The 16,568-nt window shown below is 47.2% G+C and carries 9 protein-coding genes; all 9 read left to right on the forward strand.

Annotation, left to right across the window (positions count from 1 at the left end; all coding sequences use genetic code 11):
• The first annotated feature begins 434 nt into the window (after positions 1 to 434).
• Positions 435 to 4,985 carry a glutamate synthase large subunit gene (gene gltB / locus R7F67_RS00375; protein ID WP_017633630.1) on the forward strand — a complete coding sequence of 1,517 codons (4,551 nt, stop codon included), beginning with the start codon at positions 435 to 437 and terminating at the stop codon, positions 4,983 to 4,985.
• A complete protein-coding gene (locus tag R7F67_RS00380) occupies positions 4,985 to 6,454 on the forward strand; it encodes a glutamate synthase subunit beta (protein WP_017633629.1) in 1,470 nt (489 codons plus the stop codon). Before gltB (R7F67_RS00375) ends, R7F67_RS00380 begins: the two co-directional genes overlap by 1 nt.
• 448 nt (positions 6,455 to 6,902) lie before the next feature.
• Positions 6,903 to 11,366, forward strand: coding sequence for a glutamate synthase large subunit (gltB, locus tag R7F67_RS00385; RefSeq protein ID WP_033906097.1), 4,464 nt, complete (start codon positions 6,903 to 6,905; stop codon positions 11,364 to 11,366).
• A 20-nt stretch (positions 11,367 to 11,386) separates the two neighbouring features.
• A complete protein-coding gene (locus tag R7F67_RS00390; RefSeq protein WP_054576668.1) occupies positions 11,387 to 12,799 on the forward strand; it encodes an FAD-dependent oxidoreductase in 1,413 nt (470 codons plus the stop codon).
• A 91-nt stretch (positions 12,800 to 12,890) separates the two neighbouring features.
• A complete protein-coding gene (locus R7F67_RS00395) occupies positions 12,891 to 13,319 on the forward strand; it encodes a DUF1499 domain-containing protein (RefSeq protein ID WP_047102022.1) in 429 nt (142 codons plus the stop codon).
• A 63-nt stretch (positions 13,320 to 13,382) separates the two neighbouring features.
• Complete coding sequence (gene mtnN / locus R7F67_RS00400) at positions 13,383 to 14,078, forward strand: 5'-methylthioadenosine/S-adenosylhomocysteine nucleosidase (protein ID WP_005381837.1); 696 nt, start codon at positions 13,383 to 13,385, stop codon at positions 14,076 to 14,078.
• An 11-nt stretch (positions 14,079 to 14,089) separates the two neighbouring features.
• Positions 14,090 to 15,043 carry a cobalamin biosynthesis family protein gene (locus R7F67_RS00405; protein WP_054576667.1) on the forward strand — a complete coding sequence of 318 codons (954 nt, stop codon included), beginning with the start codon at positions 14,090 to 14,092 and terminating at the stop codon, positions 15,041 to 15,043.
• Complete coding sequence (gene btuF, locus R7F67_RS00410; RefSeq protein WP_017633625.1) at positions 15,043 to 15,864, forward strand: vitamin B12 ABC transporter substrate-binding protein BtuF; 822 nt, start codon at positions 15,043 to 15,045, stop codon at positions 15,862 to 15,864. The genes R7F67_RS00405 and btuF overlap by 1 nt, the downstream gene beginning before the upstream one ends.
• Positions 15,865 to 15,933: 69 nt before the next feature.
• The gene (locus tag R7F67_RS00415; protein ID WP_005387377.1) at positions 15,934 to 16,554 is read left to right on the forward strand and encodes a TRIC cation channel family protein; all 621 of its coding nucleotides are present in this window, start codon (positions 15,934 to 15,936) and stop codon (positions 16,552 to 16,554) included.
• Positions 16,555 to 16,568: the final 14 nt, after the last annotated feature.

Raw genomic sequence — 16,568 nt, forward strand, 5'->3', positions numbered from 1 at the left:
AAATCAATAAACTTGCATAATTAAAGACAAAAATCGTTCATGTTGCGTAAATGTTAAACTAAAAATGCATAATTAAACGAAAAAATTGGGTCACAACGCCGACTTTTTCATTGCATTCTGAAGTGACAAAATTGTAGGATACTTACACAACCCCGTTATTTTTGTGACTTTTATTACAAAGCACACTGCGGGATTTGTCGGTGTTATCCCACTCCTACCTATATAAATCACTAGATAGTGATAATAAATAAAGGGATACCACCAAGGATTGTTTTTCTCGCAAAACTTTTCCTGCGAGATACGGAAAGGAATCAAGACCGGTCAACCTAGATCGGTGGCGATAATAAATATAAAGGACAAGACGTAATCAATAGTCTAGGTAGTATTTGCTGCCCGGTACTTTTGCGTCGACATTGAACTGGAAGGATGTATCTATGGTAGATAGAGAGCAAAATCCACAGGGTCTGTACACTCCGGAACTGGAGCATGACGCTTGTGGTATCGGTTTTGTTGCTCACCTTAAAAACCGTAAATCTCATGAAGTAGTGACTCAAGCATTGGATATGCTGGCTCGCATGGAACACCGTGGTGGTCAAGGTTGTGACCCATGCAGCGGTGACGGTGCGGGTATCTTGCTACAAAAACCTCATGAATTCCTATTAGAAGAAGCCGTTAAGCTAGGCATTAAACTGCCTTCGTTTGAAAAGTATGGTGTTGGTGTCGTTCTTTTCCCGAAAGACGAATACAAACGCGAACAATGCCGTGACATTCTAGAACGCAACGCACAGCGTCTAGACCTTGAAGTTATCGGCTACCGCGTATTACCAACCGACAACTCCATGATTGGTGCCGACCCTCTAAGCACAGAGCCTCAATTTGAGCACGTGTTTATCTCCGGCGGCCCTGGCATCACGCCTGAAGAGCTAGAACGCAAACTGTACGTACTTCGTAATTACACCGTACGCGTTTGCCTAGAAAGCGTTTCGAACATTGGTGACGACTTCTACATTAACTCCATGTCTTACAAGACATTAGTGTACAAAGGTCAGTTAACGACTGAGCAAGTACCTCAGTACTTCCTCGATCTGCAAAACCCGACCATGGTGACTGCACTGGCACTGGTACACTCTCGTTTCTCTACCAACACCTTCCCGAAATGGCGTCTTGCACAGCCTTTCCGTTACATTGCCCACAACGGCGAAATCAATACAGTTCGCGGTAACTTGAACTGGATGAAAGCCCGTGAAGCAATCCTAGAATCAGACCTGTTCACTCAGGCTGAAATCGACATGCTTCTTCCAATCTGTCAGGAAGGCAGCTCGGATTCATCTAACTTTGACATGGCACTTGAGCTCCTAGTTCTGTCTGGTCGCAGCCTGCCACACGCATTGATGATGATGATTCCTGAAGCATGGCAAGAAAACAAAAACATGGATCCTAAACGTCGCGCGTTCTATCAGTACCATGCGAACATCATGGAACCATGGGATGGCCCGGCTTCCGTATGTTTTACTGATGGTGTTCAAGTTGGTGCGACACTAGACCGTAACGGTTTGCGCCCTTCTCGCTACACAGTGACCAAAGATAACTTCCTAGTGATGGCATCTGAATCTGGTGTTGTGGATATAGAACCAGAAAACGTTGAGTTCCGTGGTCGCCTACAGCCAGGTCGTATCTTCGTTGCAGACCTAGAACAAGGTCGAATCATCTCTGATGAAGAAGTGAAAGACACCATCGCAACGGCACAGCCTTACGAGAAGTGGGTAGAAGAAAACCTACTGAGCTTGAAGAAGCTGCCAGATGCGAGCAACCAGTTCAGCCAACCTAAGCCAGAACACCTTCTACACCGCCAACAAGCGTTTGGCGTAAGCACTGAAGAAGTGAACGAAATCATCGTTCCAATGGCGAATGACGCGAAAGAACCATTATCAGCAATGGGTGCCGACTGGCCTCTTGCGGTTCTATCTCATCAATCTCAGCACCTTTCAAACTACTTCAAGCAGCTGTTTGCACAAGTAACTAACCCACCGATCGACCCGATCCGTGAGCGCATGGTTATGTCGCTGAACACTTACTTGGGTAAAGACCAAAACCTTCTGACTGAAACACCACTTCACTGTCAGAAAGTAGAATTGGAATCGCCTGTTCTAGCCAACTCTGAGCTTGAAAAATTGCGTGCGATCGATAACGAGCACCTACAAGCGAAAACGTTGGATATCGTATTCCAAGCTAGTGAAGATCAAGGCAAACTTGAGCGTGCATTAAAACGTATCTGCCAATACGCAGAAGACGCGGTTATCGATGGTTATTCAATCATCCTACTCACTGACCGCGCAGTGAATTCAAACCACGCAGCGATCCCAGCAATGCTGGCAGTTGGCGCAGTACACCACCACTTGATCCGTAAAGGTCTACGTGCGAAGTGTGACATCGTGGTTGAAACTGGTGACGCGCGTGAAACGCACCACTTTGCAACGCTACTTGGTTACGGTGCGAATGCGGTTAACCCTTACCTAGTGATTGAAACCATCATTGAACTTCAACGTACGAAGAAGTTGGATCCAGAAGCGAACCCTCGCGATCTGTTCAACAACTACCGTAAAGCGATCAATGGCGGTCTTCTGAAGATCTTCTCGAAGATGGGCATCTCTACGCTACAGTCGTACCATGGTGCGCAAATCTTCGAAGCATTGGGTATCCACAAATCCGTGGTCGACAAATACTTCACAGGGACGGTTTCTCGTATCCAAGGTCTAACCCTTGATGATATCGCCAAAGAAGTACTTATCCGTCACCGCATCGGTTACCCACAACGCGAAATCCCAATTCAAATGCTGGATGTTGGTGGTGTTTACCAATGGAAACAGCGTGGTGAGAAGCACCTATTCAACCCAGAAACCATTTCTCTACTGCAAGAGTCTACGCGCAACAAGAACTACGATCAGTTCAAGCAATACGCGACTGCTGTAGATAAGCAAGGTGACAACGCGGTAACCCTGCGTAGCCAACTTGAGTTCATTAAGAACCCCGCTGGTTCTATCTCTATCGACGACGTCGAGCCAATTGAAAGCATCGTGAAACGCTTCGCGACGGGCGCTATGTCATTCGGTTCTATTTCTTACGAAGCACACTCCACACTAGCTGTTGCGATGAACCGTCTTGGCGCGAAATCGAACTCTGGTGAAGGTGGTGAAGACCCAATGCGTTTCGAGCGCAAAGAGAACGGCGATTGGGAACGCTCTGCAATCAAGCAGGTGGCTTCAGGTCGTTTCGGCGTAACCTCTTACTACCTAACTAACGCTGAAGAGCTGCAAATCAAAATGGCTCAAGGTGCGAAGCCAGGTGAAGGTGGTCAGCTACCAGGCGATAAAGTAGATGACTGGATCGGTGCAACGCGTCACTCGACTCCGGGCGTTGGCCTTATCTCTCCACCACCACACCACGATATCTACTCAATCGAAGATTTGGCTCAGCTTATCTACGACTTGAAGAACGCGAACCGCGCAGGCCGTGTAAACGTGAAGCTGGTATCAGAAGCAGGCGTAGGTACGATCGCTTCTGGTGTAGCGAAAGCGAAAGCGGACGTTGTACTAATCGCAGGTTTCGACGGCGGTACAGGTGCATCACCAATGTCTTCAATCCGCCATACCGGTCTTCCTTGGGAACTTGGCTTGGCAGAAACGCACCAAACGCTACTGAAGAACGGTCTACGTAACCGTATCGTGGTTCAAGCAGATGGTCAGATGAAGACACCTCGCGACCTTGCAGTGGCAACACTACTTGGTGCAGAAGAATGGGGCGTAGCAACCGCAGCATTAGTGGTTGAAGGTTGTATCATGATGCGTAAGTGTCATAAGAACACTTGTCCTGTTGGTATCGCGACTCAGAACAAGACGCTTCGCGAGCGCTTTGATGGCCGCGTAGAAGACGTCGTTACCTTCTTCCAATACATGGCACAAGGTCTACGTGAAATCATGGCTGAGCTTGGCTTCCGCACTATCGATGAAATGGTCGGTCAAGGTCAGAAACTGAAGATCCGCCAAGACATTTCTCACTGGAAATACAAGAACCTAGATCTGTCTCCTGTTCTCCACGTTGAGCAACCACGTGAAGCTGATGGTGTATTCAACCAAGCTCAACAGAACCACAACCTAGAAGAAGTGCTAGACCGTAAGCTGATTCAAGCAGCGATTCCTGCACTAGAGAAAGGCGAAGCGGTGAATGCCGAGTTCCCTATCGTCAACACGGACCGCTCTGCAGGTACCATGTTGTCGAACGAAATCTCGAAAGTGTACAAAGATGCGGGTCTACCTCAGCCAATGAACGTGAAGTTCAAAGGTTCTGCGGGTCAGTCATTCGGTGCATTCCTAGCTAAGGGCGTGAAGTTCGAAGTGGAAGGCGACGCGAACGACTACTGGGGTAAAGGCTTATCTGGCGGTACGTTAGTACTTTACCCAGATGCAAAATCAAGTATTGTCGCGGAAGACAACATCGTGGTTGGTAACGTGTGTTTCTACGGTGCAACTTCGGGTGAGTCTTTCATTCGCGGTATGGCTGGTGAACGTTTCTGTGTTCGTAACTCAGGCGCGAAAGTAGTAGTAGAAGGCGTCGGTGACCACGGTTGTGAATACATGACGGGCGGTGCAGCAATTATCCTAGGTTCAACAGGTCGTAACTTTGCCGCAGGTATGAGTGGCGGCGTGGCATACGTATGGGATAAATCAGGTGACTTTGAGTCGAAACTGAACCCAGAGCTAGTAGACCTAGATCCAATCGAGCAAGAAGACAGAGATCTATTACTCGACATGCTAACTAAGCATGTTCAATTCACAGGAAGTGAAGTCGCTCAGTCTTTCCTAGACAATTTTGAAGCTAGCCTAGCCTCTATGGCTAAGGTAATGCCGCGTGACTACAAAGCGGTTCTTCAAAAACGCAAAGCTGAAGCACTGTCTCAAGGAAACGAAACTCAAGTGGAGGCCGTATAATGGGTAAGCCTACTGGATTTTTAGAGCATGGTCGTGAACTACCACAGAAGATTGACCCAGCTGAACGCATCAAGAACAACAAAGAGTTCGTTCTGAACGAGGAGTTTGGTGACAAGATCAATACTCAAGCTTCTCGTTGTATGGATTGTGGCGTGCCGTTTTGTCATAACGGCTGCCCTATCGGTAACATCATCCCAGAATTTAACGACGCGGTTTATCGTGATAGCTGGGAAGAAGCTTGGAACATCCTAAGCTCGACGAACAACTTCCCAGAGTTTACTGGTCGTGTTTGCCCTGCTCCATGTGAAAGTGCTTGTGTTCTTGGTATCAACCAAGACCCAATCACTATCTGTAATATCGAAAAAACCATCGTAGAAACGGCGTATCGTGAAGGGTACGCCAAACCAAAAACACCACGCTCTCGCACTGGCAAAACCGTTGCGATCATTGGTTCAGGTCCTGCTGGCCTTGCAGCTGCTGAGCAGCTAAACAGCGCAGGTCATACTGTGACGGTATTCGAGCGAGACGAGAAAGTGGGCGGTCTACTACGTTTTGGTATCCCAGACTTTAAACTGAGCATGGAAGTCATTGATCGCAAGATCAATCTAATGGCAGAAGCTGGCATTGAGTTTAAAGTAAACCAACACGTCGGTGTTGATGTAAATGCTCAACAATTGCGTCAAGAGTTCGATGTGGTTCTACTAACCGGTGGCTCAACGGTTCCACGTGATTTGCCCGTTCCGGGTCGTGAACTAAAAGGCGTTCACTTCGCGATGGAATTCCTAGGTCAAAACAACCGTCGCGCCAATAACATGGACCTGAAAACGGAAGAAATTCACGCTGCGGGTAAACATGTTGTGGTTATCGGTGGTGGTGATACGGGTTCAGACTGTGTGGGAACATCAAACCGTCACGGCGCAGCAAGTGTAACTCAAGTGGAAATCATGCCGATTCCACCAGAAAAGCGTCCTGCCAATATGCCTTGGCCACAGTACCCGATGATCTTGCGTACTTCGACCTCTCATGAAGAAGGTGTCGATCGTCACTGGAACATCCTGACCAAAGAGTTCATCGGAAATGACAAAGGTGAAGTCACAGGCCTTCGTCTTGCTGATATCGTTTGGCAAGATGCAAAACCAGGCGAGCGCCCAAGCTTCAAAGAAGCAGAAGGCAGCGAGCGTGTGATTCCATGTGATATGGCATTTCTAGCGATGGGCTTCCTACACCCTGAACCAACAGGCGTACTTGCTCAACTGGATATCGCGCTAGATGATCGTGGTAACGTAGCAACTCAAGGTTTTGCTACAAACCAAGAAGGTGTATTTGCTGCTGGTGATATGCGAACAGGCCAATCTTTGGTGGTTCGTTGTATCAATGAAGGCCGCGAATGTGCCCGTGCTATCGATGATTACCTAATGGGTGGAACAAACCTAGAAGCAAAAGCAGATTCACTGATGCTTTCTGCTTAACGAAGCAGTCATGCTTCGCTCTTTCAATTGCCTAATAGCCATCAGCAATATCGATGGCTATCGGTGAAGAAAGAAAACAATTCCTTCCAATCTTTCTATTTTGACCAGCATTTTATGCTGGTCTTTTTTATCTCCCACAGAATCAAATGTTACTTTTTTGTAACAATCAATTTTCTATCTATTTGAAATTATTAAACTATTTTAGCTTATTAAATGGTAAATCGTATATTCACGTGATGATCCACTAATAACTTGACCTTTTTTACAATAAGCTATAGCTTGTGAAGTTGATGAAAATAAAACACTCAAAAAATGTTAAATATTTCACAACTTTTACTGAATAATTATACATAAAGCTATAAAGATGACGCATAGTTAGTCATCGATATCAACGTAAGCAGTGTTGATATATCTGTCGGGATGACGGATAAGCAAAGGGAGAATTGCAATGGCTCTTTATGATCCAAGTCTTGAGAAAGACAACTGTGGATTTGGCTTGATCGCGCATATGGAAGGCGAACAAAGCCACAAGCTGGTACGTACAGCAATTTCTGCACTTGACCGCATGACTCACCGTGGTGGTATCGCCGCCGATGGTAAAACTGGTGATGGTTGTGGTCTTCTATTACAAAAGCCCGATTCCTATTTACGTCTTATTGCCGAAGAAAATGGTTTCAACCTTGGCAAGCAATACGCCGTAGGGATGATTTTCTTCAACCAAGATCCAGTCAAAGCTCAACTCGCTAAAGACATCGTCAACAAAGAACTGGCGCAAGAGACGCTAACTGTGGCTGGTTGGCGTGAAGTACCAACTAATTCAGAAGTACTCGGTCCAATTGCGGCCAACTCGCTTCCAAATATTCAGCAAGTCTTTATCTCTGCACCGGCAGGTTGGCGCGAGCGTGACATTGAACGTCGTCTCTACATCGCACGCCGTCGCATCGAGAAACAAATCACCGAAGATCCGGATTTCTACATCTGTAGCTTGTCGACTCAAGTTTTGGTGTACAAAGGCCTATGCATGCCTGCGGACTTACCGCGCTTTTATCTTGATCTTGCCGATCTACGTATGGAATCTGCTATCTGTCTGTTCCACCAGCGTTTTTCTACCAACACTCAACCGCGTTGGCCATTAGCTCAACCGTTCCGCTACCTTGCTCATAATGGTGAGATCAATACCATTGAAGGTAACCGACAATGGGCACGCGCTCGTGCTTATAAGTTCTCGTCACCACTGCTGCCTGACCTACAAACTGCAGCACCGTTTGTGAACGAGACAGGCTCAGACTCGTCTAGCTTAGATAATATGCTAGATCTCTTCTTAGCTGGCGGCATGGATATCTTCCGTGCCATGCGTATGCTCGTACCGCCAGCATGGCAAAACCACCCGGATATGGATCCGGATTTGCGTGCGTTTTACGATTTCAACTCCAAACACATGGAACCATGGGATGGCCCAGCAGGTATCGTACTGTCCGATGGTCGTTATGCTGCTTGTAACCTAGACCGAAACGGTCTACGTCCTGCGCGTTATGTAATTACCAAAGACAAGCTGATCACTCTGGCATCTGAGGTAGGGATTTGGAATTACGCCCCAGATGAAGTTGCCAAAAAAGGTCGTGTAGGTCCGGGGGAATTGCTCGTCATCGACACTCGTAAAGGTAAGCTTTGGCAATCTAGCGAGATCGATAATGATCTGAAATCTCGTCACCCTTATCGCGAATGGATGGAGAACAACGTTCGCAAACTAACGCCGTTCTCTCAGCTGCCTGAAGATCAAGTAGGTGAGCGTAGCTTTGATGAAGACTTGCTTAAGACTTATCAAAAGCAGTTTGCCATGAGCAATGAAGAAGTCGATCAAGTATTGCGTGTCCTAGGTGATATGGGGCAAGAAGCCGTCGGTTCGATGGGTGATGACACCCCGATGGCGGTTCTTTCTTCGAAAGAGCGCTTGGTGACTGATTACTTCCGTCAGAAGTTCGCGCAGGTCACCAACCCACCAATCGATCCACTGCGTGAGAAACACGTCATGTCGCTGGCGACCAGCATCGGTCAGGAAATGAATGTCTTCTGTGAAACCGATGGCCACGCGCATCGTGTAACCTTTGATTCTCCAGTACTGCTCTATTCAGACATGCAGCAACTACTAGAGCTGAGTGACGATCACTACCGTAATACCATTCTCGATATCAATTACGACCCACAACAAAAAGATCTTAAACAAGCCATTAATGATCTGTGTGAGCAAGCAGAGCAAGTCGTTCGTGAAGGCACGGTTTTAGTGGTGCTTTCGGACAGAGCCTTGGTCAAAGGTAAGTTGCCAATTCCGGCAGCAATGGCAGTCGGCGCCGTTCAAACTCGTCTGATTGACGCGAACTTGCGTTGCGATGCCAACATTGTTGTCGAAACCGCAACAGCCCGTGATCCACACCAATTTGCCGTCTTGCTTGGTTTTGGTGCCACTGCGGTTTACCCATACCTTGCTTATGAAGCGTTAGGTAAACTGATTGATGATAAAGCGCTAGAGAAAGACTACCGCGATGTGATGCAAAACTACCAATACGGCATCAACAAAGGCCTGTACAAGATCATGTCGAAAATGGGGATCTCAACCATCGCCTCTTACCGCTGCTCACAACTATTTGAAGCAGTTGGCTTGAGCCAAGATGTGGTCGATCTGTGTTTTAAAGGCGTCACAACTCGAATTGAAGGCGCGAATTTTGACGACTTCCAGCAAGATCTTACAAACTTATCTCGTAAAGCATGGGCGAAACGCAAATCGATTGATCATGGCGGCTTGTTAAAGTACGTCCATGGAGGTGAGTATCATGCTTACAACCCGGATGTTGTCGGCACGCTGCAACAGGCCGTTAAATCTGGCGAAAGTAACGACTATCAGAGCTTTGCTAAGCAGGTAAACCAACGCCCTGTTGCCATGCTGCGTGACTTAATGTCGCTGAAAAAATCAGACTCACCGCTGCCACTTGAGCAAATAGAACCACGCACTGAACTGTTCAAACGCTTTGACTCAGCGGCAATGTCCATTGGCGCACTTAGCCCAGAAGCGCATGAAGCACTTGCAACGGCGATGAACCGTCTTGGTGGTTACTCTAACTCGGGTGAAGGCGGTGAAGATCCTCGCCGTTTCGGTACTGAGCGTAACTCACGTATCAAACAGATTGCTTCTGGCCGATTTGGTGTAACGCCGCATTACCTGACTAATGCGGATGTACTGCAAATCAAGGTGGCACAAGGTGCGAAACCGGGTGAAGGTGGACAGCTACCAGGACACAAAGTCACCGCAGAAATCGCAAAACTGCGTTATTCGGTACAAGGCGTGACTCTGATCTCCCCTCCTCCGCATCACGATATCTATTCGATTGAAGATTTGGCCCAGCTGATCTTCGACCTTAAACAAGTCAACCCGAATGCGCTGGTTTCGGTAAAACTCGTCTCCGAGCCAGGTGTCGGCACCATCGCAACGGGTGTAGCCAAGGCTTACGCTGATCTTATTACCATTTCGGGTTACGACGGTGGTACCGCAGCAAGCCCATTAACTTCGGTAAAATACGCTGGTAGCCCTTGGGAGTTGGGGTTGGCAGAGACACAACAAGCTCTGGTTGCTAATGGTCTGCGTCATAAGATCCGCCTACAGGTAGACGGTGGTCTAAAGACTGGTTTAGACGTAGTTAAAGCCGCAATTTTAGGTGCAGAAAGCTTCGGTTTTGGTACTGCGCCAATGGTCGCTATGGGTTGTAAGTTCCTACGAATTTGTCACCTCAACAACTGTGCAACTGGGGTTGCGACTCAAGACGAGACACTGCGTAAAGAATACTTCAAAGGTCTACCAGAAATGGTGATGAATTACTTCATCGGCCTGGCAGACGAAGTGCGCGGATTACTCGCCGAACTTGGCGTTGAAAAGCTGACGGACTTGATTGGTCGTACCGATTTACTTGAGGCAGTAGAGGGATTTACAGCGAAACAGACCAAGCTGGATCTATCCAATATTCTAGAAGCTCCAGTATCACCTGAGGGCCATCCGCTATTTTGGACAGAGCCAAACAAACCGTTTGATAAAGCTGAGCTCAACCAAAAGATCGTTGATGATGCCATGCATGCGGTCGAAAACAGTCAATCGGCAAGTTTCTTCTACAATGTCATCAACACTGATCGTTCTGTTGGTGCACGCTTATCTGGCGAAATAGCAAAACGCTATGGCAACCAAGGGTTGGCGGCTTCCCCTATCAAAATCTATCTTGACGGCACCGCAGGCCAGTCCTTTGGTGTTTGGAACGCAGGTGGTGTAGAGCTTTACCTCACGGGCGATGCGAACGACTACGTGGGCAAAGGCATGGCGGGTGGTAAAGTGGTTATCAAACCTCACCTTGGCACTGCATTTAAGTGTAATGAAGCAACCATCATTGGTAACACCTGTCTGTACGGCGCGACCGGCGGTAAACTATTTGCAGCCGGTAAAGCAGGTGAGCGTTTCGGCGTACGAAACTCAGGTACGATAGCCGTCATTGAAGGTGCTGGCGATAACGCTTGTGAGTACATGACTGGCGGTATTGTTGCCATTCTTGGTGCGACAGGTGTGAACTTTGGCGCGGGTATGACTGGAGGCTTTGCCTATGTTCTGGATGAGAACCAAAGCTTTGAAGGTCGAGTTAATACTGAGTCTGTCGAAGCCATCTCATTGTCCGATCTTTACATCCACCAAGAACATTTGCGTGGCCTAATTGCGGAACACCTTGAAGAAACAGGGTCGAGTCATGCTGAAAATATTTTGGCGAACTTTGATGAATGGATTCCAAAGTTCTATTTGGTGAAACCACAAGCGGCAGATCTTCGCACGCTACTTGGTCACCAGAGCCGCAGTGCCGCAGAGCTGCGTGTTCAAGCACAGTAATCATGGAGGATGTTTGAATCATGAGCCAGAACGTTTATCAATTTATCGATGTGCAGCGTGTAGATCCTGCGAAAAAGCCTATCAAAGTTCGTAAGATCGAGTTCGTTGAAATCTATGAACCGTTCACTAAACAACAGGCGACTGCACAAGCGGATCGCTGCTTAGATTGTGGCAACCCATATTGTGAATGGAAATGCCCAGTCCACAACTACATCCCTCAATGGTTAAAACTTGCCAATGAAGGTCGTATTCTTGAAGCGGTTGAACTATCGCATCAAACCAACAGCCTACCGGAAGTATGTGGGCGCGTTTGTCCTCAAGACCGCCTATGTGAAGGTTCATGCACGCTTAATGATGACTTTGGTGCCGTCACCATCGGTAACATAGAAAAGTACATTACCGACAAAGCGTTTGAAATGGGCTGGAAGCCAGATATGTCCAATGTGGAGTGGACCGATAAAAAGGTCGCAATCATTGGAGCAGGCCCAGCTGGCTTGGCTGCCGCGGATATCCTAGTGCGCAATGGCGTTAAGCCAGTCGTGTTTGACCGCTACCCTGAAATTGGAGGCCTTCTGACCTTCGGTATTCCTTCCTTCAAGCTTGAAAAAGGCGTGATGGAAAACCGCCGCCGTGTGTTCACTGAAATGGGCGTCGAGTTCCGCATGAACATGGAAGTAGGCAAAGATGTCCAAATGCAAGAGCTACTTGATGAATACGATGCTGTTTTCTTGGGCGTTGGCACCTATAAATACATGCGTGCAGGTCTAGATAATGAAGATGCGCCGGGTGTGTATGACGCGCTGCCATTTTTAGTTTCGAACACCTACAAAGTCATGGGTCTTGAGAGTAACCAACCCTTTATCGATATGGCAGGAAAGAAAGTCGTCGTACTGGGTGGTGGTGATACCGCAATGGACTGCGTTCGTACCTCAATTCGCCAAGGTGCCTCCAACGTAGTTTGTGCTTATCGTCGTGATGAGGCCAACATGCCAGGCTCTCGTCGCGAGGTAAAAAACGCAAAGGAAGAAGGCGTGAAGTTCATGTTCAACCTTCAGCCTTTGGGAGTTGAAGTGGATGCGTCAGGCAAAGTCTCGGGGGTCAAAGTGGTGAAAACCGCACTTGGTGAACCTGATGAAGCGGGTCGCCGACGTCCAGAGCCCGTTGAAGGCAGCGAGCACGTTCTACCAGCAGACGTTGTTATCATGGCGTTTGGTTTCCAGCCGCACAAAATGGACTGGTTAGCACCGTTTGATGTCGATTTGGATCAATGGGGTCGTATCAAAGCCCCAGCGAAGCAAGAGTTCCAGTTCCAGACCAGCAACGAAAAGATCTTCGCGGGTGGCGATGCGGTACGAGGTTCTGATCTTGTCGTAACCGCAATTGATGAAGGACGAAAAGCGGCAGAAGGCATTCTCGATTACCTCGAAGTTTAATCACTGTTAACGTCTCAAAAAGGATCCTACTATTGGATCCTTTTTTCTTTTATTACATATAATTAAATTCCTATGATAAGGGATAAAACCAATGAAAAAAGCCGCTCTCCTTTCCATTACTTTGCTCGGCTTAACCGCTTGTAGCCAAGGAGTCAAAACCATGACGGATCGTTCTCAATCACCTTGTGGTGACAAACCAAACTGCGTCTCCACCCAAGACACGCGAGAAAAATACAACCTAACGCCATTCATCTTAGTGGATTCAGCGAACATCGACGCTATTGAGCAAGTTGCGCTTGAACTGCCAGGCGCGAAAACCGCGGTGAAAGAAAGCAACTACCTTCGTATCGAGTGCACATCTAAAATCATGCGCTTCGTGGATGACCTCGAACTAAAAATAGCAGGAGACCAACTGATTGTGCGCTCGGAATCTCGTGTGGGCTACTCTGACTTTGGCGTAAACAGAAAGCGCGCCGATCAATTACGACAAAAGCTCACTCAAGCTAAGCTCATCAAATAGAAAACTGCCAACGGGGAGTGCTATACTCTCGGCCAACTAAAATATTTACCTAAAGAGAGTGTTATGAAAGTTGGTATCATCGGTGCGATGGAACAAGAAGTGACCATCCTGAAGCAAGCAATTACAAACTGCAAAACTGTAAATAAAGCAGGTTGTACGTTTTTCTCTGGTCAAATTAACGATGTCGAAGTCGTCGTACTACAATCGGGCATCGGTAAAGTTGCAGCGGCAGTGGGCACGACAATCCTTCTTGATGAATACCAACCAGACGTTGTGATTAACACAGGCTCTGCTGGCGGTTTCGATTCAAGCTTAAACCTTGGCGATGTAGTTATCTCTACAGAAGTTCGTCATCACGATGCAGACGTAACCGCTTTTGGTTATGAAATTGGCCAAATGGCCGGTCAACCAGCTGCATTCAAAGCGGATGACAAGCTAATGGACTTAGCCGAAAAAGCCCTAGCACAAATGGAAAACACTCATGCGGTTCGCGGCCTAATTTGTACTGGCGATGCGTTTGTTTGTACTGCTGAGCGTCAAGAGTTTATTCGTAAACACTTCCCGTCAGTTATCGCTGTAGAAATGGAAGCATCTGCTATCGCTCAAACTTGTCATCAATTCAACACTCCGTTTGTTGTTGTGCGTGCAATCTCTGATGTCGCTGATAAAGAATCACCAATGAGCTTTGATGAGTTCCTACCTCTAGCAGCAAAAAGCTCTTCCGAAATGGTATTCAAAATGCTGGAACTCATTAAGTAAACGACTCATTCATGGAAGAAGTTTTTCAGTCATTTTATGCCAACGGTGCGCTCCTTATAATGTGGGGCGCACTGATCTTGCACCTTCTAGTGCCAATCCCCCATTCAGCGCACCCCATCACTTTATGGCGAAAGCTAGCAGAACAGCTAGCCAACAAAGTGAACAATAATCACAATTACTCACAGAGTGTAATCTCAGGCAGTCTTGCATTAGGCTTGATGCTGTTTCCTTGCTTGATATTACTGATTGCAGTAAAGCCATTTGTTTGGCAAATCCCTTTATATGAACTGGTTCTATTGATCATTGCGCTAGACTGGCGCAACAGCGAAACGTTAACGAAACAGCTCGTCACAAGTATCTCTTCGGAAGACAAAGCCCAATGTCGAGCATTACTGCAACCATATCTTAATCGCGACACTGGTAGCCTCTCGATCGTTGGCATAGGTAAAGCTGGCTCAGAAACCCTGATTATGGGATACAGCCGCAACGTGATCGGCGTGCTATTTTGGTACGCACTAACAGGTGGTATTGGTGCGTTAATGTATCGACTCACAACAGAATTAGCGCGAGTGTGGTCCCCTAGCCGACGCCAATATTTGCCCTTTGGTAAACCTGTGATTCAACTGGTTGCTACTCTGGATATTATTCCACTTCGTCTCTTTGCCATACTTTTAGCTGCCGGAAAGAATACAAGTAATGTGCTCTCTGGAATACAACAGCAAGCGAAGTCTTGGCCCTTACCAGGACCTAGCTGGGTGTTATGTACTATCGGACACAAACTACAACTGTCTTTATGCGGCCCTGCTATCTATCAAGGTGTGCGTGCAGAGCGCGCAAAAATCGGTGGGCGCATTGCGCCATCGGCTATTCACCTTTCACAAATACATACGCTGCTCGTTTGGCGCGTCCTGGCTTGGATCGCAATCCAAAGTTTGCTTTTAGGAATAATTTATCAAGGATTATGATGAATAAATTATGCTTCGCATTAACGCTGTTTGTTTCGACAGCGACCTTCGCTCAACCCGCTCAACGCATTATAAGTTTAGCTCCACATGCCACCGAAATTGCCTTTGCAGCAGGGCTAGGAGAGCAGCTTGTTGCTGTCAGCGAAATGAGCGATTATCCAGAACAGGCAAAGCAGCTAGAAAGAGTCTCAAATTATCAAGGAATTAAATTAGAGCGCATTATTGCTCTTCAGCCGGACTTAGTGATTGCTTGGCCAGCCGGAAACCCCGCTAAAGAGTTGGAGAAAATTAAACAGTTCGGTATTCCTATCTATTACTCCACTACAGGTTCATTAGAAGATATCGCCAATAATATTGAGCAACTCAGCCAATACAGCGAAACTCCACAAGTAGGAAAAAAGGCCGCTGAAGATTTTAGAACGCAGCTGAGTACACTAAAAGAACAGTACAACACGAACGAGAAAGTTAGTTACTTTTATCAGTTGAGTGAAAAGCCTATCATCACTGTCGCTGGAAAGAACTGGCCAAGTGAAGTCTTTACTTTTTGCGGTGGTGAGAACATTTTCGCCGCATCCAGCGCGCCTTATCCTCAAGTTAGCATCGAGCAAGTCATTACTCGCCAGCCAGAGGTTATTTTTACTTCTCGTCACGCAATGAGTAACGATGGTATGTGGGCTGAGTGGAGTAATGAGCTTCTTGCTCTTAAAAACAAACACATCTGGTCCCTAAACTCTGATTGGATTAACCGTCCGACACCACGCACATTGAACGCGATCAAGGAAGTGTGTGAGCACTTTAAAAGCGTTCGTCAAAAACGCTAACGATTTCGTGGCAAATACCGTACAATTTCCGCCCATTTTTTCTCACACTATTTAAAGGTACTAAGTAACATGGACTCCATGCTGCTTTATATGATCGATTTGTTCGGTACCGCTGTTTTCGCTATCTCTGGCGTATTACTGGCGGGCCGTTTAAAAATGGATCCATTCGGCGTTATCGTGCTCGGCAGTGTGACTGCTATAGGTGGCGGAACAATCCGAGACATGGCGCTTGGTGCCACTCCCGTATTTTGGATAACAGATACGACTTACTTATGGGTGATATTTGTTACGTGTCTACTAACCATGCTTGTTATTCGAAGACCCAAGCGACTCTCATGGTGGGTATTACCCGTTTGTGATGCCATCGGTCTCGCTGTATTTGTGGGAATAGGAGTAGAAAAGGCACTCGCCTACAATGCATCTGGGATGGTCGCGGTGATAATGGGGGTTATTACTGGCTGTGGCGGTGGCATTATACGAGACGTGCTGGCTCGCGAAGTTCCTATGGTATTAAGAAGTGAAGTCTATGCTACGGCATGTATTATTGGCGGCATCTTCCATACGATGGCGGTAAACATGGGTTATGACCACTCAACGGCTTTACTCGCTGGTGTAATCTCAACGCTCATTATACGTCTCGGTGCGATTCGTTGGCATCTATCCCTGCCAACTTTCGCCATTAACCGTTAAACACCAACAACATC

The sequence above is a fragment of the Vibrio sp. YT-17 genome (assembly GCF_033337375.1).
Classification (GTDB): domain Bacteria; phylum Pseudomonadota; class Gammaproteobacteria; order Enterobacterales; family Vibrionaceae; genus Vibrio; species Vibrio alginolyticus.